This window comes from Herbidospora yilanensis (assembly GCF_001570565.1).
GTDB lineage: Bacteria > Actinomycetota > Actinomycetes > Streptosporangiales > Streptosporangiaceae > Herbidospora > Herbidospora yilanensis.
Genome location: NZ_BBXE01000018.1, coordinates 84801 through 105438 on the forward strand (window position 1 = coordinate 84801; position 20638 = coordinate 105438).

The 20638-nt window shown below is 72.0% G+C and carries 21 protein-coding genes; 10 read left to right on the forward strand and 11 right to left on the reverse strand.

Features of this window, described 5'->3' with window-relative positions:
* Positions 1 to 129 precede the first annotated feature (129 nt).
* From aceB to AW273_RS11665, 6 genes are read left to right on the forward strand one after another with little or no spacing between them, the layout of a single operon-like run.
* Positions 130 to 1719: a malate synthase A gene (gene aceB / locus AW273_RS11640; RefSeq protein WP_062348126.1), complete on the forward strand. Its 1590-nt coding sequence runs from the start codon at positions 130 to 132 to the stop codon at positions 1717 to 1719.
* The gene (locus AW273_RS11645) at positions 1716 to 3134 is read left to right on the forward strand and encodes an FAD-binding oxidoreductase (RefSeq protein WP_062348128.1); all 1419 of its coding nucleotides are present in this window, start codon (positions 1716 to 1718) and stop codon (positions 3132 to 3134) included. Before aceB ends, AW273_RS11645 begins: the two co-directional genes overlap by 4 nt.
* The gene (locus tag AW273_RS11650) at positions 3134 to 4246 is read left to right on the forward strand and encodes an FAD-binding oxidoreductase (RefSeq protein WP_062348129.1); all 1113 of its coding nucleotides are present in this window, start codon (positions 3134 to 3136) and stop codon (positions 4244 to 4246) included. Before AW273_RS11645 ends, AW273_RS11650 begins: the two co-directional genes overlap by 1 nt.
* 1 nt (position 4247) lies before the next feature.
* Positions 4248 to 5474, forward strand: coding sequence for a (Fe-S)-binding protein (locus AW273_RS11655; RefSeq protein WP_062348131.1), 1227 nt, complete (start codon positions 4248 to 4250; stop codon positions 5472 to 5474).
* Positions 5471 to 6211 carry an IclR family transcriptional regulator gene (locus AW273_RS11660; RefSeq protein ID WP_062348133.1) on the forward strand — a complete coding sequence of 247 codons (741 nt, stop codon included), beginning with the start codon at positions 5471 to 5473 and terminating at the stop codon, positions 6209 to 6211. The genes AW273_RS11655 and AW273_RS11660 overlap by 4 nt, the downstream gene beginning before the upstream one ends.
* Positions 6212 to 6220: 9 nt before the next feature.
* Positions 6221 to 6433: a DUF2277 family protein gene (locus tag AW273_RS11665; RefSeq protein WP_062348135.1), complete on the forward strand. Its 213-nt coding sequence runs from the start codon at positions 6221 to 6223 to the stop codon at positions 6431 to 6433.
* A 24-nt stretch (positions 6434 to 6457) separates the two neighbouring features.
* Here AW273_RS11665 and AW273_RS11670 read toward each other — a convergent pair whose 3' ends face one another.
* The 6 genes from AW273_RS11670 to miaA form a co-directional block, all read right to left on the reverse strand.
* A complete protein-coding gene (locus AW273_RS11670; protein ID WP_062348137.1) occupies positions 6458 to 7216 on the reverse strand; it encodes an HNH endonuclease family protein in 759 nt (252 codons plus the stop codon).
* Between the two features lie 54 nt (positions 7217 to 7270).
* Positions 7271 to 8032: an SDR family NAD(P)-dependent oxidoreductase gene (locus AW273_RS11675; protein WP_232327305.1), complete on the reverse strand. Its 762-nt coding sequence runs from the start codon at positions 8030 to 8032 to the stop codon at positions 7271 to 7273.
* A 24-nt stretch (positions 8033 to 8056) separates the two neighbouring features.
* Positions 8057 to 10342, reverse strand: a complete 2286-nt coding sequence (locus AW273_RS11680) for a hypothetical protein (protein WP_062348139.1) — start codon at positions 10340 to 10342, stop codon at positions 8057 to 8059.
* A gap of 58 nt (positions 10343 to 10400) precedes the next feature.
* Positions 10401 to 11135, reverse strand: a complete 735-nt coding sequence (locus tag AW273_RS11685; protein WP_157555716.1) for an SCO6745 family protein — start codon at positions 11133 to 11135, stop codon at positions 10401 to 10403.
* A 64-nt stretch (positions 11136 to 11199) separates the two neighbouring features.
* The gene (gene dapF, locus AW273_RS11690) at positions 11200 to 12006 is read right to left on the reverse strand and encodes a diaminopimelate epimerase (RefSeq protein WP_062348140.1); all 807 of its coding nucleotides are present in this window, start codon (positions 12004 to 12006) and stop codon (positions 11200 to 11202) included.
* Positions 11994 to 12899, reverse strand: coding sequence for a tRNA (adenosine(37)-N6)-dimethylallyltransferase MiaA (gene miaA, locus AW273_RS11695; RefSeq protein WP_062348142.1), 906 nt, complete (start codon positions 12897 to 12899; stop codon positions 11994 to 11996). Before miaA ends, dapF begins: the two co-directional genes overlap by 13 nt.
* A 40-nt stretch (positions 12900 to 12939) precedes the next feature.
* On the opposite strand from miaA, the gene AW273_RS11700 reads away from it, so the two are divergent.
* Both AW273_RS11700 and AW273_RS11705 read left to right on the forward strand, forming a co-directional pair.
* Positions 12940 to 13167: an antitoxin gene (locus AW273_RS11700; protein WP_232327307.1), complete on the forward strand. Its 228-nt coding sequence runs from the start codon at positions 12940 to 12942 to the stop codon at positions 13165 to 13167.
* Positions 13168 to 13178: 11 nt separating this feature from the next.
* Positions 13179 to 13442, forward strand: a complete 264-nt coding sequence (locus AW273_RS11705) for an antitoxin (RefSeq protein WP_062348144.1) — start codon at positions 13179 to 13181, stop codon at positions 13440 to 13442.
* 80 nt (positions 13443 to 13522) lie between these two features.
* Here AW273_RS11705 and AW273_RS11710 read toward each other — a convergent pair whose 3' ends face one another.
* Positions 13523 to 14035 carry a methylated-DNA--[protein]-cysteine S-methyltransferase gene (locus tag AW273_RS11710; protein ID WP_063909925.1) on the reverse strand — a complete coding sequence of 171 codons (513 nt, stop codon included), beginning with the start codon at positions 14033 to 14035 and terminating at the stop codon, positions 13523 to 13525.
* A gap of 54 nt (positions 14036 to 14089) precedes the next feature.
* Between AW273_RS11710 and AW273_RS11715 the strand changes: the two genes are divergently transcribed.
* The gene (locus AW273_RS11715) at positions 14090 to 15031 is read left to right on the forward strand and encodes a ribonuclease Z (RefSeq protein WP_062348146.1); all 942 of its coding nucleotides are present in this window, start codon (positions 14090 to 14092) and stop codon (positions 15029 to 15031) included.
* On the opposite strand, the gene AW273_RS11720 is transcribed toward AW273_RS11715, so the two are convergent.
* From AW273_RS11720 to miaB, 4 genes are all read right to left on the reverse strand, one after another.
* Positions 14998 to 15660, reverse strand: coding sequence for a class III extradiol ring-cleavage dioxygenase family protein (locus AW273_RS11720; RefSeq protein WP_062348148.1), 663 nt, complete (start codon positions 15658 to 15660; stop codon positions 14998 to 15000). The two genes, AW273_RS11715 and AW273_RS11720, sit on opposite strands and share 34 nt — an antisense overlap.
* A gap of 78 nt (positions 15661 to 15738) precedes the next feature.
* Complete coding sequence (locus AW273_RS11725; RefSeq protein WP_062348150.1) at positions 15739 to 16248, reverse strand: hypothetical protein; 510 nt, start codon at positions 16246 to 16248, stop codon at positions 15739 to 15741.
* Between the two features lie 90 nt (positions 16249 to 16338).
* Positions 16339 to 16947 carry a CAP domain-containing protein gene (locus AW273_RS11730; protein ID WP_232327309.1) on the reverse strand — a complete coding sequence of 203 codons (609 nt, stop codon included), beginning with the start codon at positions 16945 to 16947 and terminating at the stop codon, positions 16339 to 16341.
* 213 nt (positions 16948 to 17160) lie between these two features.
* Positions 17161 to 18642 (reverse strand): tRNA (N6-isopentenyl adenosine(37)-C2)-methylthiotransferase MiaB, encoded by a 1482-nt coding sequence (miaB, locus tag AW273_RS11735; protein ID WP_062348154.1) that lies wholly within the window; start codon positions 18640 to 18642, stop codon positions 17161 to 17163.
* A 93-nt stretch (positions 18643 to 18735) separates the two neighbouring features.
* Between miaB and AW273_RS11740 the strand changes: the two genes are divergently transcribed.
* Complete coding sequence (locus AW273_RS11740) at positions 18736 to 20637, forward strand: GAF domain-containing sensor histidine kinase (RefSeq protein ID WP_157555718.1); 1902 nt, start codon at positions 18736 to 18738, stop codon at positions 20635 to 20637.
* Position 20638 lies beyond the last annotated feature (1 nt).

A 20638-nucleotide genomic window follows, 5' to 3' on the forward strand; every position in this document is an offset into this window, starting at 1 on the left:
CTGCGAGCCCGGGGCCCGCCCTCCCATCGGGGATGGCCCCCAGGGCTCCCTGAGAGGACCCTCAGGAACGCCCTCTGATAATCTTCCATTGGACAGAAGATGATTTCCACATCATGGAAAGAGTGGGCGATGACCGACGGCGTTGAGATCCACGGCCCGATGTCCGACCGGTTCGACGAGATCCTCACCCCCGAGGCCCTCGCCTTCGTGGCGGATCTCCACCGGGCCTTCGACGACCGCCGCCGCGACCTGCTGGCCGCGCGCCAGACCCGCCAGGCCGAACTGTCGGCGGGGGGCATGCTGGGATTCCTTCCCGAAACGGAGGAGATCAGGCGCGGCGACTGGCAGGTGGCGCCCCCGGCGTTCGGCCTGGAAGACCGCCGGGTCGAGATCACCGGCCCGGTCGACCGCAAGATGACCATCAACGCGCTCAACTCCGGCGCCAAGGTGTGGCTGGCCGACTTCGAAGACGCCAACTCCCCCACCTGGGAGAACAACGTCAACGGGCAGCTCAACCTGCGGGCCGCCCTCGACCGCGAGATCGACTTCGAGAGCGGCGGCAAGTCCTACACGCTCAGGCCCGACGAGGAACTGGCCACGATCGTGGTCCGCCCGCGCGGCTGGCACCTCGACGAGAAGCACCTGACCGTCGACGGGCGGCCGGTCTCGGCGTCGCTGTTCGACTTCGCGCTCTACTTCTTCCACAACGCCCGCCGCCTGCTGGCCAAGGGCAAGGGCCCCTACTTCTACCTCCCGAAGATCGAGTCCCACCTGGAGGCCCGCCTCTGGAACGACGTCTTCGTCGCCGCCCAGAACACGCTCGGCCTCCCCCTGGGCACCGTCCGGGCCACGGTCCTGATCGAGACCTACCCGGCGGCCTTCGAGATGGAGGAGATCCTTTACGAACTGCGCGACCACTCCGCCGGCCTCAACGCCGGCCGGTGGGACTACCTGTTCAGCGTGATCAAGAAGTTCCGCACCCGGGGCCGAGAGTTCCTGCTCCCCGAGCGCAACACGGTGACGATGACGGCGCCCTTCATGCGGGCGTACACGGAACTGCTGGTGCGGACCTGCCACAAGCGCGGCGCGCACGCCATCGGCGGCATGGCCGCCTTCATCCCGTCCAGGAGAGACCCCGAGGTGAACGCGGTGGCCCTGGAGAAGGTGCGGGCCGACAAGACGCGCGAGTCGGGCGACGGCTTCGACGGCTCGTGGGTGGCCCACCCCGACCTGGTGCCGATCTGCGCGGAGGTCTTCGACGGCGTGCTCGGCGACCGGCCGAACCAGCTCGACCGGCTGCGCGAGGACGTGAGCGTCACCGCCGAAGACCTGCTGTCGGTCTCCAAGACCCCGGGCGAGATCACCGAGACCGGCCTGCGCAACAACGTCGACGTCGCGTTGCGCTACCTCGCGGCCTGGATGGGCGGCAGCGGCGCGGTGGCCATCCACAACCTGATGGAGGACGCCGCCACCGCCGAGATCTCCCGGTCGCAGATCTGGCAGTGGATCCACAACGACATCGAGCTCGCCGACACCGGCGAGGTGGTCACCAAGGAGCTCGTCGAGCGCATCATCGACGAGGAGCTCGCCAAGATCAGAACCGAGCCGATCTGGGACGAGGCCCTGTTCACCCAGGCCACCGCGCTGTTCAAACAGGTCGCTCTTGACGACGACTTCGCCGAGTTTTTGACTCTTCCGGCGTATTCTCAGATGCCGTGACGGTGTTCGACCGGCTCGAAGCGGTCTTTCCGCCTGACCGGGTCATCACCGACCCGGTCCGGCTGCGCACCTACGAGTGCGACGGCCTCACCTACCATCGCGCGACCCCGATGGTCGTGGTCCTGCCGGAGACCGCGGAAGAGGTCGCGGCGGTGGTGCGGGCGTGCGCCGAGTTCGGCGTGCCGTTCGTGGCGCGCGGCTCGGGCACGGGCCTGTCCGGCGGGGCGCTGCCGCGCTCCGACGGGGTCCTCATCGTGACGTCGCGGATGCGGCGCATCCTCTCGGTCGACCTTGACCGGCGGCAGGCCGTCGTGGAGCCCGGGGTCACCAACCTGGCGATCACCGAGGCGGTCCGCGACCGGGGCTACTACTACGCGCCCGACCCCTCCAGCCAGCAGATCTGCTCGATCGGCGGCAACGTGGCCGAGAACTCGGGCGGGGCCCACTGCCTCAAATACGGGTTCACCGTGAACCACGTACAGGCCCTGGAGATCGTCACCCCCGACGGCGAGATCGTCGAGATCTCCGAAGACGACTTCGGCTACGACCTGCTCGGCGCGTTCGTGGGGTCGGAGGGCACGCTCGGCATCGCCACCAAGATCACGGTCCGGTTGATGCGCGCGCCCGAATCGGTGACCACCCTGCTGGCCGCGTTCGAGACCATCGAGGCGGGCGGCCAGGCGGTGTCGTCGATCGTCGGCGCGGGCATCCTGCCGGCCGCGATCGAGATGATGGACGCCCTCGCGATTGAGGCCGCCGAAGCGGCCGTGGCCTGCGGCTATCCGGCCGACGCGGGAGCGGTGCTGATCGTCGAGCTCGACGGGCCCGCGCCCGAGGTCGAGTCGCAACTCGCCGAGGTGATCGCCATCTGCGTGGCGACCGGCTCGTTCGAGCAGCGGGTGGCCGCCTCGGCCGACGAGCGGGCCAAGATCTGGAAGGGCCGCAAGTCGGCCTTCGCCGCGGTCGGCCGGATCAGCCCCGCCTACATCGTCCAGGACGGCGTGGTCCCGAGGACCTGCCTCGGCGAGGTGCTGGCCGGGATCGACGCGCTGCAGGACGAGTTCGGCATCCGGGTCGCCAACGTCTTCCACGCCGGCGACGGCAACCTCCACCCGCTGGTGCTGTTCGACGACACCGCGCCCGGCGAGGGAGAGCGCGCCGAGGTGGTCAGCGGCCGGATCCTCGACCTGTGCATCCTGCACGGCGGCTCGATCACCGGCGAACACGGCGTGGGCGTCGACAAGGCCCGCTACATGCCCCGGATGTTCACCGACGCCGACCTCGACACCATGCAACGGGTGCGCTGCGCCTTCGACCCCGGCGGCCGGTCGAACCCGGGCAAGGTGTTCCCGACGCCGCGCCTGTGCGGCGAGGTGCCCCGCGTCCGCAAAGGCTCACCCGGGGAGATCTTCTGATGCTCGGCCACACGAGGGTGACGATCCGCGACGGCGGCCCCGCCGACGCGGTGGGCGGGGTGGTCCCCCGGTGGGTCGCGCTGCCCGAGAGCGTCGAGGAGATCTCGGTCGTGCTGGGCGCCTGCGCCGACGCCGGCCTGGCGGTGACCCCGGCCGGGGCGCGCACCAAGCTCGGCTGGGCGGCCCCGCCCGAACGCGTCGACGTGCTGCTCGACCTGTCGGCCATGCACGAGGTGCTCGAACACGTGGCGGGCGACCTGGTGGTCCGCGTCCAGGCGGGCATCCCGCTGGCCCGGCTGGCCGAGGTGCTGGCCGGCGCCGGGCAGGAGCTGGCGCTCGACGTGCCCTTCCCCGAGGCGACCATCGGCGGCACCCTGGCCGCCCCGTCGCCGGGCCCGCGCGCCTACCGCTACGGCAACGCCCGCGACCTGCTGATCGGCGTGACGGTCGTGCTGGCCGACGGCACGATCGCGCGGGCCGGCGGCAAGGTCGTGAAGAACGTCGCCGGCTACGACCTCGGCAAGTTGTTCACCGGCTCCTACGGCACCCTGGGCGTGATCGCCGAGGCGACGTTCCGGCTCCATCCGCTGCCCGCCGACCGCCGCTGGCTCACCTTCGAGTGCGAGGGCTGGGAGGACGCCGGGGCGCTGCTGCGGTCCCAGCTCGAACCGAGCGCCGTCGAGATCGACCACCCGGCCGAGGGCCTGTCGATGGTGGCCGCCCTGTTCGAGGGCTCGGCGGCCCGAGACCGCGCCGAAGCCGCCCGCGAGGTGCTCGGCGGCGGGGAACTGCGCGCCGACCCGCCGTCGTGGTGGGGCCGCCCGCCGGGCTCGCCGCTGGCGTCGCTGCGCTGCCGCGTGGCGCCCCACGTGCCCGAGGGCGTGTCGGTGCGCGGCTCGCTCGCCACCGGCGTCTACCTCGCCTCGGGCGCGACCGACCTCGACGCGTGGCGTTCGCGGCTGCCCGGCGACGCCCGCCTCGTGGGCCTGGCCGGCGAGTTCACCGGCGACCGGTGGGGCCCGATCCCGTCGCTGCCGCTGACGCGGCGGGTCAAGGAGCGTTTCGACCCCGACCGGCGCATGTCGCCCGGCCGGCTCGCGGGAGGCGTGTGACATGGACCCAGAGCTGATCAAAGACTGCGTGCACTGCGGCTTCTGCCTGCCGACGTGCCCGACCTACGTGTTGTGGGGCGAGGAGATGGACTCCCCCCGCGGCCGCATCCACCTGATGGCCCAGCACAACGAGGGCGTCGAGATGTCGCCCGAGATGGCCGGCCACTTCGACGCGTGCCTGGGCTGCATGGCGTGCGTGACGGCGTGCCCTTCGGGGGTCCAGTACGACCGGCTCATCGAGCACACCCGCCCCGTCGTCGAGCGGGAGCACACCCGCGAGCCCCGTGACCGGGCGGTCCGGGCGCTGGTGTTCGCCCTGTTCCCCTATCCCCGGCGGCTGCGGCTGGTCAAGCCGTTCACCCGGCTCAACCGGCGGCTGGCGCCGTTCCTGGAGCGGGTGCATCCGACCCTCGGGGCGCTGGCCGAGCTCACGCCGCCCCGGTCGCGCACCAGGCCGCTGCCCGCGCTCGTCCGGGCGCGGGGGCGGCGGCGGGCCCGGGTGGGGTTGCTGACCGGGTGCGTGCAGGGGGCGTTCTTCCCCGACGTGAACCGGGCGACGGCGCGGGTGCTCGCGCTCGAAGGTTGCGACGTGGTCATCCCGCGAGGTCAGGGATGCTGCGGGGCGCTGTCCCTGCATTCCGGGTACGACGCCCGCAGGTTCGCGAAGAAGACCATCGAGACCTTCGAGAAGGCCGGCGTCGGCACCGTCGTGGTCAACGCCGCCGGGTGCGGGTCGTCGATGAAGGACTACGCCGACGTGCTGGCCGACGACCCCGACTGGCGGCTCCGGGCCTCCCGGCTGAAGGTGCGCGACCTGGCCGAATATCTGGTGGAACTGGGCCCGGTCGCCGAACGCCACCCGCTGCCGATGACCGTGGCCTACCACGACGCCTGCCACCTCGCCCACGCGCAGGGGGTGCGCGCCCAGCCGAGGGAGCTGCTCGGCGAGATCCCGGACCTGAAGGTGCGGGAGATCTCCGAGTCGGCCATCTGCTGCGGGTCGGCCGGCACCTACAACCTCTTCCAGCCCGCCCCCGCCCGGGAGCTCGGGGAACGGAAGGCGGCCCGGGTGGAGGAGACCGGCGCCGACCTGCTCGTCTCGGCCAACCCCGGCTGCACCATGCAGATCACCACCGCCATGCGGCGGCTCGGCCGCCCGCCCATCCCCGTCGCCCACACCGCCCAGGTCCTCGACGCGTCCCTGCGGGGGCTGGGGACGGTGCGGTGAGCGTCCAGTCGGTCGAGCGCGCGCTCGACGTGCTCGAAGCCCTGGCCGACCACGGCGGCGAGGCGGGCCTGTCGGAGATCGCCGCCCGGACCGGCCTGCCCTACGGCACCATCCACCGCCTGCTCCAGACGCTCCTCCTGCGCGGGTACGTCCGGCAGGAGTCCGACCGGCGTTACGCGCTCGGCGGCGCCCTGGTCCGGATCGGCGGCGCGGCCGAACGGCTGGTGGGTTCGTGGGCCGAGCCCTACCTGGCGAAGATGGTGGAACTGTCCGGCGAGACGGCCAACATGGCCGTCCTGGAGGGCGACTTCGTGGTGTACGTCGCCCAGGTCCCCTCGCCCCGGCGGTTGCGGATGTTCGCCGAGGTCGGCCGCCGGGTGCTGCCCCACAGCACCGCCGTCGGCAAGGTCCTGCTGGCCGACCACCCGAACGCGGCGGCGGTGTTCGAGCGGACCGGCCTCCCCCGGCGCACCGACCGGACCATCACCAGCGTCGGCGCCCTGATGACCGAGTTGTCGCTGGTGGCCGACCGGGGCTACGCCATGGACCTCGGCGAGGAGGAGTCCGGGGTCCACTGCCTGGCGGTCCCGGTGGCCGACGGCTCCCGGGTGGTGGCGGCCATGTCGGTGTCGGGCCCGGCCGAGCGCATCTCCGCCCTCGACCGCGACGAACTGGCCCGGGGCCTGCGGAAGATCGCCGACGACTTCGGCGCGGAGGTCTTCGGCGTCCGGGGCTAAATTGTGGGCATGTGCCGAAGCATCAAGACCCTGCGCCCGCCGTTCGCCGACAACGTGACCGACAACGACATCGAGGCCGCGGCGCTCCAGTACGTCCGCAAGATCAGCGGATTCCGCGCCCCCGCCGCGCACAACGCGGCGGCCTTCGACGAGGCGGTCGCGGAGATCACCGCCGCGAGCGCGAAACTGCTCGCGGCGCTGGAGGTCCGGGGCGCGAAGTGATCAGGAGCCCACTCAGGAGCCCGGTCAGGCACACTGCGTCAGCATGATGTCCTTGTCGGCCGTGGTGACCGGCAGGTCATACTTCAGCGCCACCTGGGCGAACCTGACCACATAGGAGCAGCGGATCTTCCGCACCGGCGGTAACCACGCCGCCGGCCCGGAGTCGCTCTTCGAGGAGTTGGTCGAGCCGTCGACCGGGAGCAGGTTGAGCGGGTCGTTGGCCAGCCGCTTGCGCTCGGCCTCGCTCCACCGCGAGGAGCCCATCTGCCAGCTGTACGACAGCGGGATCACGTGGTCGATCTGCACCTCGGCCGCGTCCTCCTTGTGCCAGTCGATGGTCTTGCCCGTGTAGGGGTCGTCGAGGGTCATCGAGACGACCACGCAGTCGGAGCCGCCGCGGAACTCGACGTCCTCCCCGTCGCGCTGGAGGAGGTCGTTGCGGGTGTCGCAGCCGTTGCGGGCGAGGGGGATGCCGTCGGCGTTGTCGGCCCAGGCGTAGCCGAAGTCGTCCCGGTCGTAGCCGGTCTTCGGGCCGCGTCCCTTGGTGTCGACCTTCTCGATGAGCTCCAGGGCCTCCTTGCGATCGGCCTCCGACGTGATCGCCGCCAGACCGGGCTTGGTGCCTTCGGGGTTGTCGAGCGGGTTGGTCCCCGACGACGACCCCCCGCCTCCCGAGTCGCCGGGCGGCCCGGCCGCCTCGATCGCGCCGCAGCCCGACACGAGTAGTCCCGCCAGCACGAACCCGGCGCCAAGTCTGCGCAGCACCGCCCACCCCCAGGTCATGAAATTCCCTGCCCAGGTATAGCAAATGCCCAAATTTCCGGCTTTAAGAAGCCGTCAGGTGATCAGGATTCCGCCGTCCACCGGAAGCACCGCCCCGGTCACGTACGATCCGGCGGCCGAGGCCAGGAAGATGGCCGCGCAGACCAACTCCTCGGCCTCCCCCACCCGCCCGGCGGGCACCCGCAGGGCCAGCGCCTTCTCCAGGTAGCCCTCGGGGTACTGCGAGGTCATCTCGGAGGCGAAGAACCCCGGCTCCAGGCAGTTGACGCGGATGCCCCGGCGCCCCGTCCACTGCTGCGCGAGATCCCTGGTCAACCCGGTCAGCGCCGCCTTGGACGCCGAGTAGGCCGCCTGCGGCAACCCTCCGGTCGTCTCGCCCAGGATGCTCCCGATGTTCACGATCGAGGAGCCGGGACGCATCACCCGGGCGCAGGCCTGGGCCATGTGGAAGGCCCCGTTGAGGTTGACGTCGACGACCGCGCGGAACTCCTCGGCGGTCTCCCTGAGGGCGGGCACGGCGGTCCCGACCCCCGCGTTGTTGATCAGGATGTCGACCCCGCCCAGCTCGGCGACGGCCGCGGAGACCAGGGCGGCGCAGTCGTCGGGTGAGGTCACGTCGGTGGCCACGGCGACACAACGGCGGCCGGTCTCCTCGACCAGCCGCCGTGTCTCCTCCAGCCGTTCGGCCCGCCGCGCGCCGATGGCGACGTCGGCTCCGGCCTCGGCCAGGCCCCGGGCGAAGGCCACGCCCAGGCCCGACGAGGCCCCCGTGACGACCGCGACCTTCCCGTCAAGACGAAATCGTTCGAGAATCACGGCGCCACGATACCGAACCAAGTTCTAGAGGCCGTACTCCTTCACGATGTGCTCGTGGCGCTCGGCCTCTACACCGACCTCGCGGGCCAGGTCGAGCCAGGCCAGCGGGTGGACCCACGTCTCGGTCACGTCGTCGAGGACGGCGTCGAGCTCGGTCGGGCTCGCGTCGGGCGGGAGCGCGATCCAGCCGAACACGCCCGGGAGCTGCTCGCCGGTGCCGGGGTGGGTGACCGTGTAGTTCTTGTCGGAGTAGACCCACATCGGCCAGCCGCGCTCGGCCATCAGCTCGTCGAACTCCGACCACTCCTCGTCGGTCGGGGCGGCGCCGTCGAAGAACCAGCTCGTGTAGCCGCCCGGACGGAGCATCGTGACCCCGGCGAACGGGATGACGAAGTTCTCCTTCTCCTCTTCGGACTCGGGCACCGGCTCCAGCGGGCGCGGGTCGATGACGACGATGTCGCCGGCGTTGTATTCCATGCCGCGCGGCTGCGGGATGGCCAGCCGGGCGGTGGCGGGGCCGGTGCGGACCGCGAGGACCTCGCGCTGGCTGCCGTCGGGCGCGGGGAGGATGGCGCGGATGAGGTGCCACTCCTCCTCGATCGGGCCCTCGGGCGACTGGATCGGCATGCCGAGCCTGGCCGCGCCCTTGCGGACCGTCACCCAGTCTTCGGCGGCCGTCGCCAGCACGATCACGCGCCAGATGTCTTCTTCCTCGCCCTCGACGTCGCCGTCGATGATCGGGCGGAGGATCTCGGCGGCGCGGGTGTTGTCGCCGAGCTGCTGCACGGCGCCCGACCACAGGCGCAGCGATTCGAGACCGGCGCCGCCCTTGGCGGCCTTCTCGGCCTCGTCGGCCGTCTCCTCCCAGCGCTCGCGCGCCCGGTGGAGGCGGGCCAGCGCCAGGTGGGAGGCGGGCGCCTTGAGGCGGCCCGCGAGGTCGTGGACACGTTCGTCCTGCCCCGCCTCGATGAGGAGGCCGGTCAGGTAGCCGATGTCTTCGGGGTCGGCCTGCGCCGGGTCGCCCTGGACGGCGGCCATCTGCCAGTAGACGTCGGCGCCGGTGGGCGCGTAGCCCAGGAAGCCGAGGGTGGTCGTGTGGCGGCGGGTCGCTTCGAGGTCTTTGCCCGACAGGGGCCACAACCAGCCGACCCAGCGCTCGGGGTCGGCGGTGCGGCCGTCGGCGGCGTCGAAGTAGGCGACCAGCTCTGCCTCGGGGCCGGGCGGCGGCAGCTCGACGGCGGCGTCGCACTCGGCGCGCAGCGCGGCGATCTGCTCGGCGACGCCCTCGGCCGACTTCAGCTCGCGCGAGGCGGCCTCGGCCAGGTCGGCGAGCAGCCGGGCCTGCCAGACGCCCTGCCGCCGCAGCGCCAGCCGCGCGCCGGTGAACGCCAGGTCGACGCGGGCCCGCGGGGAGCCCATGGTCTCGAAGTAGCTCATCCACTGCCGGACGATCCGGCCGAGCTGCCAGGAGTTCTGGATGGCGTCCTGCTCCGACAACCGGTGGACGACCTGGGCCCACTCGACCCAGTCGCGCGGGTGCTCGCCGACGACGTCGAGGTCGGGCAGCGACTCGACGGCGTGCTGGACCTGGCCGAGCTCGACCAGGATGCGGGAGTGCAGGATGCCCTCGCGCCGGACCTTGGCGACCGGGTCGTCGGGCTTGAAGCCGTTGGCCGCGTGGAGCGCCTCCAGCGCGTCCTGCGCGCGGCCGGTGGCCAGCAGCGCCCGCGCCGACATGGCGGCGAGCTCCCAGGAGGCCTCGCGCCCGGCGCCGCGCAGCCGCTCGACGGCGGCCTCGGCGTAGGCGACGGCCTCGGCGGGCTTGCCCGCGTCGAGCAGGGCCAGCACGTATTGGGTGGTGAGCCCGGAGAAGGCCAGCGAGTCGGGCCCCACGGTCTGCAGCGCGCGGCCCAGCGAGCCGAGCCGCTCGTCGGCGTAGCCGGGCCCGTCGGTGTTGGCCTGGGCGATCGCCAGCACCTCGACGGCCCCCGAGGCCGCCGGGCAGTCGGCGACGTCGCCGCGGGCGGCGAAGCTGACGAGCTCACGCGCGTCGTCGATGGCCACGGAGCCGTTCGCGCGGTCGCCGACCCGGCCGATCAGATGCCAGTAACGGGCGAACAGTTCGAGCCAGGGCTGCTCCATGCCCTCGGCCTGCTGCGCGATCGCCGGAGCCACGACGTCGAGCTGGCCGTAGCGGCCTTCGAGGGCCTGCGCGGGAACGTCGCCCAGCGCCATCGCCAGCCCGACATTTCCCGCCTCGTGCAGTTGCCGCTGGGTGCCGCCGACCCACGACCAGATGTCCACGTCCATGGGCAGCCAGTCTGCCAGGTCACCAGGGCTGCCCCAAACGTCCGCACGGCTGGGCGCGCTAATTCACCGCGGCTTGTGCCTCGCCCAGCAGTTCCCCCAGCTCGGCCGCCTCACCATCGGTGAGCACGTCATATGCGGGCGCGACCAGCGCGTCGGTCAGTTCCTCGGCGTGCGCCCGCTTCGCCAGGTCCTCTTCCGCGGGTACGGGATAGGGCTCCGGCCACGACAGAAACCTGGCGACCTCGGAAGTGCTCCGATAGGCGAGCGGCGCGCCGGACTCGTCGCTGCCGACGATGGTGGCCATGAGGGGGTCGAGCCGCGCGGCGGCGACCGCGACGGCGTGCATGCCGCCCCGGTGCTCCCTCGCCACCTGGAGCGCGTGGGCGGCGCGGCCGGGGCCGTCGCCGGGGAGCGGCAGCGCGCGCCAGCCGGCGAACAGCGGCGCCGCCGCCGGGGAGGCCGCCGCGGTGGCCTTCGTGAGCAGGTCGGCGAGTCGTCCCGCCCCGCCGAAGTCGAGGTTGCGGCGGCCCCAGTCGGCGCACGCGCCGGCGAACAGGGTGGCGGCCTTCTCGGCGGGCAGCGACCGCCCGCCCTCCCACGTCGTGCGGACGAAGCCCGGCTCGAAGAACGGCGCGGCGGCCAGGACCACATCGGGGTGGACCTCCCCGAGGACGCCGCAGCGGCCCCGGAAGTACATCTCCCACCGGCCGAGCCCGTGCTCGTCGCAGAGGGCCTTGACCTCGCGGGAGATCATGAATCTGCCCCCGAGCGCCCCGATCGCCTTCTTGTACATGTCCGCCTCCTGGGTCTGCACAGCGCACCCAGCATGGAAGACAGAACAATATTCGGCAACCCGTTCAGCCGTGGTAGTCGCCCTCGGCCACCAGTTCGGCCGGCCCGGCCAGGTAGCTGGTCCGCCCGTCGAGGGTGATCGTCAGGGTCCCGCCGAGCACTCGTACGGACCAGACCCCCTCGTCCTCACCCGCGGCATGGGCCGCCGCCACCGCCGTGGCCACCGCGCCGGTGCCGCAGGAGCGGGTCTCGCCGGAGCCGCGTTCGTAGACGCGCATCGAGACCGAGTGGTCGCCGATCGGGTTGATCAACTCGATGTTGACCCCGTCGGGGAAGGCGTGGCGGTCGAAGGACGGCTGGGCCGAGAGGTCGAGCTCGGTGACCGGATCGGTGATCACGCAGGCCAGGTGGGGGTTGCCCACGTTGACGCGCAGGCCTCGGTATTCGCGCCCGTTCAGGACGGTCCGGCTCTCGCCCGACACGACCGGCCGGCCCATGTCGACGCGCACGTCGCCCGAGGCGCCCAGGCGCACCCGCCGGACCCCGGCCCGGGTCGCCACGCCGAACTCGCCCGGCTCGGCCAGACCGGCGTCGACCAGGTAGCGCGCGAACACCCGCACCCCGTTGCCGCACATCTCGGCGAGGCTGCCGTCGGCGTTGCGGTAGTCCATGAACCATTCGGCCTCGGGGGCCTGGGACTCCACCTCGGGGACCAACTTGGTCGGGACCACGTGGAGGACGCCGTCGCCGCCGATTCCGGCCCGGCGGTCGCAGATCCGGGCCACGAGCGGCGCGGGCAGGTCGAGACGCCCCTCCGGGTCGGGAAGCAGGACGAAATCGTTCTCGGTCCCATGACCCTTCACGAAGCGCATGAGACAACCTTAATCGCTTGAGCAGGGAGGTCCGGGGCGTCGTAGGGCAGCCAGACCACCCGGGGATCGCGGCGGAACCACGACTCCTGGCGGCGCGCGAAGCGCCTGGTGGCCCTGACCGTCTCGTCGAGGGCCTGTTCCTCGGTCCACTCGCCGTCGAGGTATTTGATCACCTGGGCGTATCCGAGGGCCCGCGACGCCGTCACGCCCATGCCCGCCTCGTGCAGTTTCCGCGTCTCTTCCACGAAACCGGCCGCCCACATGCGGTGAACCCGGGCCTCGATGCGCTCGTCGAGCACCGGGCGGGGGATGCTCAGCCCGATCTGCGCCGATCGGTAGACCGACTCGTAGGACGGCATGGTGGCCGAGAACGGCCGCCCGGACAACTCGATGACCTCCAGTGCGCGCACCACCCGCCGCCCGTTGCTGGGCAGGATCGCGGCGGCGGCCACCGGGTCTTCGGCCTTGAGGCGGGCGTAGAGGGGCGCGACGCCCCTCTCGGCCAGTTCGGCTTCGAGCCTGGCCCGGATCACGCTGTCGGTGCCGGGGAACTCCAGGTCGTCGAGGATCGCCCGGACGTACAGGCCCGAACCTCCGACGATCACCGGGGTGACGCCCCTGGCCAGCAGCCCGTCGATCAGGGGACGGGCGATCCGCTGGTATTCGGCCACGCTCGCGGTCTGGTCGACGGCCCAGATGTCGAACAAATGGTGGATGACACCTTTTCGTTCGGGGATGGTCAATTTGGCTGTGCCGATGTCCATTCCTCGGTAAAGCTGCATGGAGTCGGCGTTCACCGCCTCGCCCCCGAGACGGATCGCCAATTCCACGGCAAGGTCGGACTTTCCGGCCGCCGTGGGCCCCACGACGGCGATGACTGGTAGCTGCCCCACACCATCCAGTGTCCCAAGCCCCCGGGTAAGAATGGGACGAGTGGCGCCCGTCAGCGTCACGATCGGGGGATACGACATGTCCATGTTCGACAAGGCCAAGGACAAGCTCGGCGAACACTCCGACAAGGTGGAGGACGCCGCCAAGAAGGGCGTCGACAAGGTCTCCGAGACCGCCCGCCACAAGACCGGCGGCCGCCACGACGACAAGATCGACAAGGTCGCCGACAAGGCCAAGGACGCGGCCGACAAGATCGACGGCAAGCAGTAGGGGGAACTCCGATGTCGTTCTTCGACAAGGTCAAGGACATGTTCGGCGGACACCATCACACCCAGTCCGCCCCGACGACTCCTCGACCCCAGCGCATGCCCGGCACCGAGCAGGACGGCTTCCGCGACAAGGTGGAGGATTCCGTGAAGAGCGGCATCGACTCCGCCGCCCGGAAGGCCGACGAGATGACCAAGGGCAAGTACCGCGACAAGATCAACCGCACGGCCGGCTCAGCCAGGAACGCCGCCGACAAGATCGACGGCAAGCAGGACTAGGCTCCTCCGTCCCGCCCGCCTCTCGTTCTCGCGGAGGCGGGCGCGGCCGGTCAGAACGCGGCTGGTCAGAACCCCTCTGATCAGAACAGGGTCGGCGGCAGGTGACCTTCCATGGTCAGCAGCCGGCGCTTCGACTCGACGCCCGCCCCGCCGGAGAACCCGCCCAGCCCGCCGCCCGCCACGACCCGGTGGCACGGCACGATGATCGGGATCGGGTTGCTCCCCATGATCGATCCGATGGCCCGCGCCGGGATGCCCGTCTCACGGGCCAGGTCGCCGTAGGTCACCGCCCGCCCGTAGGGCACGCTCTCGAACAGCAGGCCCAGCACCCGGCGCTGCGTCGTGGACGTCAGCCGCCAGTCGAGAGGCACCGTGAACTCGGTCAGTTCTCCGGCGAAGTAGGCCGCGAGCTGACGGCCGACCTCGGCGGTCTCGGGCTCGCCCGCGTCGTCGGGGAACGGGCGCATCCGCTCACGGACGCGCGCACGGAACTCCGGACCGTCGTCGAACGAGGTGGCCACCACCCCGACGGAGGTCACGGCCGCCACGACAAGCCCGACATCGGTCGGCACCGACACGAAACCCAGCCCCATTCACCCGACCATAGCCCCCGCCACCGACACGACCGGACCTCCTACCATGAGGCGATGTCCAACCGTGAGCTGATCGTCCTCGGCACGTCGAGTGCCGTGCCGACGCGGTCGCGCAACCACAACGGCTACTTCCTCCGCTGGGACGACCAGGGCTTCCTCTTCGACCCGGGCGAGGGCACCCAGCGGCAGATGCGGTTGGCCGGGGTCAGCGCCCACGACGTCACGACGATCTGCGTCACCCACTTCCACGGCGACCACTGCCTGGGCCTGCCGGGGGTGATCCAGCGCATCGCGCGCGACGGCGTGCGCCACGAGGTGCGGGCCGTCTATCCGGCGAGCGGCGAGGACTACTGGCTGCGGCTCCGCCACGCCACCGCCTTCGCCGACACCTCGGTCGTCACGCCGTGCCCCGTCGAGGGCGAGGTCACGACCCTGCCGTTCGCGGGGCTCACGCTGACCGCCCGGCGGTTGTCCCACCCGGTCGACGCCTACGGCTACCGGCTCGACGAGCCGCCGGGCCGCCGGATGATCGCCGCCGAACTCGCCCGCCACGGCATCGGCGGCGCGCAGGTGGGCGAACTCCAGCGGGAGGGCCGCCTGGGCCCGGTCACCCTGGAGCAGGTCAGCGAACCGCGCCGGGGCCAGAGCATGGCGTTCGTCATGGACACCCGGCTGTGCGACGGCGTCCACGCCCTGGCCGAGGGCGTCGACCTGCTGGTGGTCGAGTCGACGTTCCTGACGCCGGAGTCGGCCCTCGCCCGCGACTACGGGCACCTCACCGCCGCCCAGGCCGGGCAGGTCGCCGCGGCGGCGGGCGTGCGGAAGCTGGTGCTGACCCACTTCTCCGAACGCTACGGCCGCGACGACGAACTCCGCTTCGCCGAGGAGGCCGCGAAGGCCTATTCGGGCGACATCGTGGTGGCCCGCGACCTCCTGCGCGTGCCGGTGCCCAGACGCCGCGGTCAGGACTCGGGAGCCGACGCCGCCGTGACGTAGTAGGCCACCCCGTAGGGCGCGTCGGAATAGAGCGGCACGAAGGGCCAGGCGGGCAGGGTCTGGAAGGCCGCCCTTCCCGCCGCCCACATCTCGGCCGCCTCGCCGGGGTCGAGCGCGGCGGTCCGGCCCGCCACGAGGGCCGCCTCCAGCCGCCGCGAGTAGGCCGCCGCGCCGGGGTGCAGATAGCCGGGCGACTTCTCGGTCAGCCGGGCCGAGCCGTCGCCCATGACCAGCAACGCCACCCGCGGGGCCAGCGCCGCCACCCGTTCGCCGACGGCGCGGCAGCCCTCGGGAGGGGTGCCGTGGCGGAGGGTTTCGAGATGGAGCGGCACGTCGGAGGAGGCCAGCAACCACCGCCCGATCGTGAGCGACAGCGGCAGAACCGGCGTCCCGCTCCCGACGGTCACATCCGCGCCCCAGGGCCTCAGCGTGCCGGCGGCGGACGGCGGATAGACGCGCCCGACGTCGGCGCCACCGACGACCGCGATCAGGTCGGGTGCGGCGGAGCGCAGCACCGCCACGGCCTCCGCGCAGGCGGCCCGGAGGGGATCGAGCTCCCCCGCGGCCTCCCCGGCGAGGGAGGGAACGATCAGCGGTGGATTCGGGCACACGGCAGCGGCGACGAGCACCGCCTCAGCGTATCCACCGCTGATCCGTCCAGCGTCCCCCCATCAGCCCCGGCCTGGTGTCCGCTCGCGACACCGCGTTTAGTACCCGCCGATCGGCTCGCCAGGCTCGATCGCGCCCGCGTCGCCGCTGCGGTCGATGGCATCCGGGTCGTCCTGCGCCGACTGGGTCGGCTTCGCGGCCGGCTTCCCGGTGGGCTCGGCCGCGGGCTTGTTCTGCCCGCTGTTCCCGCCGCTTCCCTGCTCGGTCCGGCCCGGCGCGTCGCCGGAGGCGACGGCGGTGTCGTCCTGGACGTCCTCCTGCACCGCGGGCGCCTCGCCGTCTTCGGCCACGACGTCGTCCGGCGGCGACTCGGCCTCGGGGCCTTCGGCCACGTCGGGGTCGGCCGGGTCGGCGTCGGCGGCGGGAGGCGCGGCCGTGGTCGCCGCGGGGGCGGGGGCCGGAGGGGTCGGGTCGCCGTTGAGGGCGAGGCCGACGCCGGCTCCGCCGACGACCGCCACCAGCACGCCGGCGACGATCGCGATCGTCTTGGTGTTGCCGCCTGATCGTGCGCGGCCCGGCGGAGGTGCCTTTCGCGCGGATCGGTTCATGAGGGTGACTCCAGCTGCTTGGGTTGAGGGTCCCAGCAGCCTAACGACAAACCCGAAATCTAGGCCCATAAATGCCGATTTAGGTACAAATCAGCGGTAGCCGAAGTCCTGCGTCCACCACGGCCCGTCGACGCCCTGCTTCAGGCCCACCCCGATGGCCTCCAGGTCGCAGTTGACGATGTTGGCCCGGTGGCCGGGGCTGTCGAGCCACGCCTGCACGACCTGCCTGGGGGTGGTCTGACCTCGGGCGATGTTCTCGGCGGCCGGGTAGTCGTAGCCGGCCGCCTCGATGCGGTCCCACGGCGAGCGGCCGTCGAGGGAGTCGTGGCTGAAGTAGTCGCGGGCGGCCATGTCGGCCGAGTGGAGCCGGGCCGCCCGGCGGAGCCGTTCGTCGATCCGCAACGGCTCGCACCCCTCGGCGCGGCGCGCGACATTGGTCAGCCGGACCACCTCGTCTTCGGCCGCCTTCAGCGGGTTCGACGGCGCGGTGGCGGCGACCGGGGCGGCCCCGGCGCGTTCCCTGGTCGTCTTACGGGCCGGCCTGTTGGTCTTCACCCGGACCGTCGGCTTCTGCCTCGGCGGCTTCGGGGTGGCCTCGGGGCTCGGCACCGTGTAGGAGTCGACCGGCACGGGGGGCTCACTGGCCAGGTCGAACGCCCCGGTCTGCCCGCTCCCGCAGGCGGTCAGGAGCGCGGGCACCAGAAAAAGCCAGCCACGCTGCCGGAACGAGGGCATCCGGGACCTTCCTGTGTCACTCAGCGAACGGGTGACACACTAATCCCAGTAACGAATTCGCCGCTCGCGAATCACGAAAGAATCACGACATCTCGCCTCGTGTCGCCGCAGGTGACAAAAGCCGACTTTCCGTCACGGCTCCGCCCACCCGGCCGCTCCCGGCACGGGGACCGACGGCTAGGAGACCTCGCACCCCGAGACGACCGGCAGCGGTGCCGGCCGCCCGATCGTGGGCATGCCCAGGTCGACCCCCTTGGCGGCGGCGGGACGCCCCTGGCGGGCCTCCCAAGCGTCGCCCGACCGTGTGCGCCGGACGCCGACGACCTTGTCGGCCACCAGGTGGTGGGGGGCCGCGTAGGTCACCTCGGCGGTGACGACGTCGCCGGGGCGTGCGTCGGCCCAGGCCACGTGGACCAGCCGGTTGTCGGGCGCGCGGCCCGACAACCGCCGGGTGGCGTCGTCCTTACGGCCCTCGCCCTCGGCGATCAGCACCTCGACGACCCGCCCGGTCTGCTTCCTGTTCTCGGCCCAGGCGATCTCCTCCTGGACCTCGATGAGCCGGTCGTACCGCTCGCGGACGACCTCCTTCGGCACCTGGTCGGGCATGGTCGCGGCCGGGGTGCCGGGGCGGATCGAGTACTGGAAGGTGAAGGCGTTGGCGAACCGCGACTCCCGCACCACGTCGAGCGTGGCCTGGAAGTCGTCTTCGGTCTCGCCGGGGAAGCCGACGATGATGTCGGTCGAGATGGCGGCGTCGGGCATCGCGGCGCGGACCCGGGAGATGATCCCGAGGTACTTCTCGGCCCGGTAGGAGCGGCGCATCGCCTTCAGCACCCGGTCGGACCCCGACTGCAGCGGCATGTGGAGCTGGTGCATCACGTTGGGGGTCTCGGCCATGGCGGCGATCACGTCGTCGGTGAAGGCGGCGGGGTGGGGCGAGGTGAACCTGACCCGCTCCAGCCCCTCGACCTCGCCGCAGGCGCGCAGCAGCTTGCCGAAGGCGAGCCGGTCGCCGAACTCGACGCCGTAGGTGTTCACGTTCTGCCCGAGGAGGGTGACCTCCATGACGCCCTGCTCGACCAGGGCCCTGATCTCGCCCAGGATGTCGCCGGGACGGCGGTCCTTCTCCTTGCCGCGCAGGGCGGGCACGATGCAGAACGTGCAGGTGTTGTTGCAGCCCACCGAGATGGCGACCCACGCGGCGTAGGCCGACTCGCGCTTGGTCGGGAGGGTCGACGGGAAGACCGACAGCGACTCCTCCAGCTCGACCTGCGACTCCTGCGCGATGCGGGCGCGTTCGAGCAGGACCGGCAGGGAGCCGATGTTGTGGGTGCCGAAGACCACGTCGACCCACGGCGCGCGGCGCACGATCTCGCCCTGGTCCTTCTGGGCCAGGCAGCCGCCGACGGCGATCTGCATGCCCTCGCGGGCGGCCTTGATCGGGCGCAGGTGGCCGAGGTTGCCGTAGAGGCGGTTGTCGGCGTTCTCGCGCACGGCGCAGGTGTTGAACACGACCACGTCGGGGGTGTCACCCTCGGGCGCGCGCACGTAGCCGGCGTCTTCGAGCAGGCCGGAGAGGCGCTCGGAGTCGTGGACGTTCATCTGGCACCCGTAGGTCCGTACCTCGTACGTGCGGGTGCTCTCCTCTGTCGCAGTCATCTCAATCCACAAGCGTAGGCGCTCCGGCGAGCCCGAAAAGCCCGGGACAATGTCCCGGTTGTCCGGGCATCGCCGTCTATATCCTGACGTGCGATGACAACAAGATGGGCCGTCGGCGTGACCGGGCTCGCGGCCGGGGCCGTGGCGCTCGTCCTCGGGCTGGTCAACGGGCTCGGCGTGGTCGCGCTCAGTCATCTGCTGTACGCCGCCGCCGGCGTGCTGATCGGCACGATCATCCTGGTGAACCGGCCGGGGAACGCCGTGGGCACGCTCCTGCTGACCGCCGGGCTCTCGTTCACGGCCCTCGACTTCTTCGGGCAGCTCGCGCTCTGGCGGCCGGAGTTGTACCTGCTGGCCTGGCCGCAGAACTTCCTGTGGGTGCCGGCCAACCTGGCGATGGGCGCGATCCCCTACTGCTTCCCCGACCGGCGGCTGCCCGCGCCGAGGCTGGTCGTCCCGGCCGTGGCGCTGGCCGCGCTGCCCTGCGCGTTCGCGCCGGGGGCCAACCAGCAGCTCGGCTACGGGATCGCGATGCCCAACCCCCTCGGGATCGACGCGCTGGCCGGCGTCGCGGCGTTCATGGAGCCCGCGATCACCGGGGTCGCGGCCCTGCTGTTCCTGTTCGGCGCCGCCGATTTCGCCCGGAGGGCCCGGCGCGTCGAGCGGGCCCAGGTCCAGTGGCTCGTGTACGCCGTCTCGGTCGCCGGCGTGGTCGTCGTGCTCCGGCTGGCCGCCGGGCTGACCGACGACCTGCCCGGCGTGATGTGGCCCCTCGACAGCGGCTTCTGGGAGGTCGCCGGGACGGCCGCGATCACCCTCGTGCTGGCCGCCATCGGCATCGCGATCGTGCGGCACGGCCTGTTCGACATCGAGCTGGTCATCAACCGCACGGTCGTCTACGCCGTCCTCACCGCGTTCGTGACCGGCGGTTACGTCGCGGTCGTCGGCTACCTCGGCGCGGTCTTCCAGAGCACGGGCCTGCCGCTCTCCGTGGCCGCCGCCGCCGTGGTCGCCGTCGTCTTCGCGCCGCTCAGGGCCCGCGTCCAGCGCGCCGTCAACGTGCTCATGTACGGCCGCCGCGACGACCCCTACGCCGCCCTCGCCCACCTGGGCCGCAGCCTGGAGGCCCGGCCGGACGCCCGCGCGGCGGCCGAGTCGGTGGCCGAGGCGCTGAAACTCCCCCACGCCGCGGTCGAGCCGCCCGGTCACGCCGGAGATCCCGGCCTGGTGCGGTTGCCGCTGACGTACAAGAACGAGCTCGTCGGACACCTGGCCCTCGCGCCGCGCCCGGGGCAGAAGGGGTTCGGCGCCCGCGACCTGCGGCTGCTGCGGGACCTGGCCCGGCAGATGGGCTCGGTCGTGCACGCCGAACGGCTGGCCGCCGACCTGCGGGCCTCGCGCGAACGCCTGGTGGTGGCCCGCGAGGAGGAGCGGCGGCGGCTCAGGAGGGACCTGCACGACGGGCTCGGGCCGACGCTGGCCGCGCTGACGATGCGGGCCGAGGCGGTGCAGGACCTGGTCGACGACCCGAGGGCGCAGGACCTGCTGGAGGAGATGATCGGCGCGGCCCAGGCGGCCACCGCCGACGTGCGGGCCCTCATCGACGGGCTGCGCCCGCCCGCGCTCGACTCCCTCGGCCTCCTCGGCGCGCTGCGGGCCCATGTGGCGGGACTGCCCGGGGAGCCGCGGGTAGGTCTCGATCTGCCTGTCGAACTGCCCGAACTGTCGGCGGCCACCGAGGTGGCGGCTTACCATATCGCTGTCGAGGCGATCAACAACGCCCGCCGCCACTCAGGCGCGGACACCGTCACGCTCCGGCTCGTGCCCTGGAAGAACCTGCTGGTCGAAGTCGTCGACGACGGCCGCGGGGCCGAGGGGCCACCGGGCATCGGCCTTACTTCTCTGCGCGAACGGGCCGTCGAACTGGGCGGCTCCTTCGCGGTCATCACCGCGCGCGGCACCACCGTCCGCGCGCAGTTGCCGATGGGAGCCTGAA

What these genes read in the sequence shown, in the direction of transcription:
- AW273_RS11655 (WP_062348131.1), top strand. Translation starts at nt 4,248, where the DNA reads ATGGACCCAGAGCTGATCAAAGACTGCGTGCACTGCGGCTTCTGCCTG.
- AW273_RS11680 (WP_062348139.1), bottom strand. Translation starts at nt 10,342, where the DNA reads ATGGACGTGGACATCTGGTCGTGGGTCGGCGGCACCCAGCGGCAACTG.
- AW273_RS11710 (WP_063909925.1), bottom strand. Translation starts at nt 14,035, where the DNA reads ATGGGGCTGGGTTTCGTGTCGGTGCCGACCGATGTCGGGCTTGTCGTG.
- AW273_RS11665 (WP_062348135.1), top strand. Translation starts at nt 6,221, where the DNA reads ATGTGCCGAAGCATCAAGACCCTGCGCCCGCCGTTCGCCGACAACGTG.
- AW273_RS11740 (WP_157555718.1), top strand. Translation starts at nt 18,736, where the DNA reads ATGACAACAAGATGGGCCGTCGGCGTGACCGGGCTCGCGGCCGGGGCC.
- aceB (WP_062348126.1), top strand. Translation starts at nt 130, where the DNA reads ATGACCGACGGCGTTGAGATCCACGGCCCGATGTCCGACCGGTTCGAC.
- dapF (WP_062348140.1), bottom strand. Translation starts at nt 12,006, where the DNA reads ATGCGCTTCGTGAAGGGTCATGGGACCGAGAACGATTTCGTCCTGCTT.
- AW273_RS11705 (WP_062348144.1), top strand. Translation starts at nt 13,179, where the DNA reads ATGTCGTTCTTCGACAAGGTCAAGGACATGTTCGGCGGACACCATCAC.
- AW273_RS11685 (WP_157555716.1), bottom strand. Translation starts at nt 11,135, where the DNA reads ATGTACAAGAAGGCGATCGGGGCGCTCGGGGGCAGATTCATGATCTCC.
- AW273_RS11650 (WP_062348129.1), top strand. Translation starts at nt 3,134, where the DNA reads ATGCTCGGCCACACGAGGGTGACGATCCGCGACGGCGGCCCCGCCGAC.
- AW273_RS11725 (WP_062348150.1), bottom strand. Translation starts at nt 16,248, where the DNA reads ATGAACCGATCCGCGCGAAAGGCACCTCCGCCGGGCCGCGCACGATCA.
- miaB (WP_062348154.1), bottom strand. Translation starts at nt 18,642, where the DNA reads ATGACTGCGACAGAGGAGAGCACCCGCACGTACGAGGTACGGACCTAC.
- AW273_RS11670 (WP_062348137.1), bottom strand. Translation starts at nt 7,216, where the DNA reads ATGACCTGGGGGTGGGCGGTGCTGCGCAGACTTGGCGCCGGGTTCGTG.
- AW273_RS11715 (WP_062348146.1), top strand. Translation starts at nt 14,090, where the DNA reads ATGTCCAACCGTGAGCTGATCGTCCTCGGCACGTCGAGTGCCGTGCCG.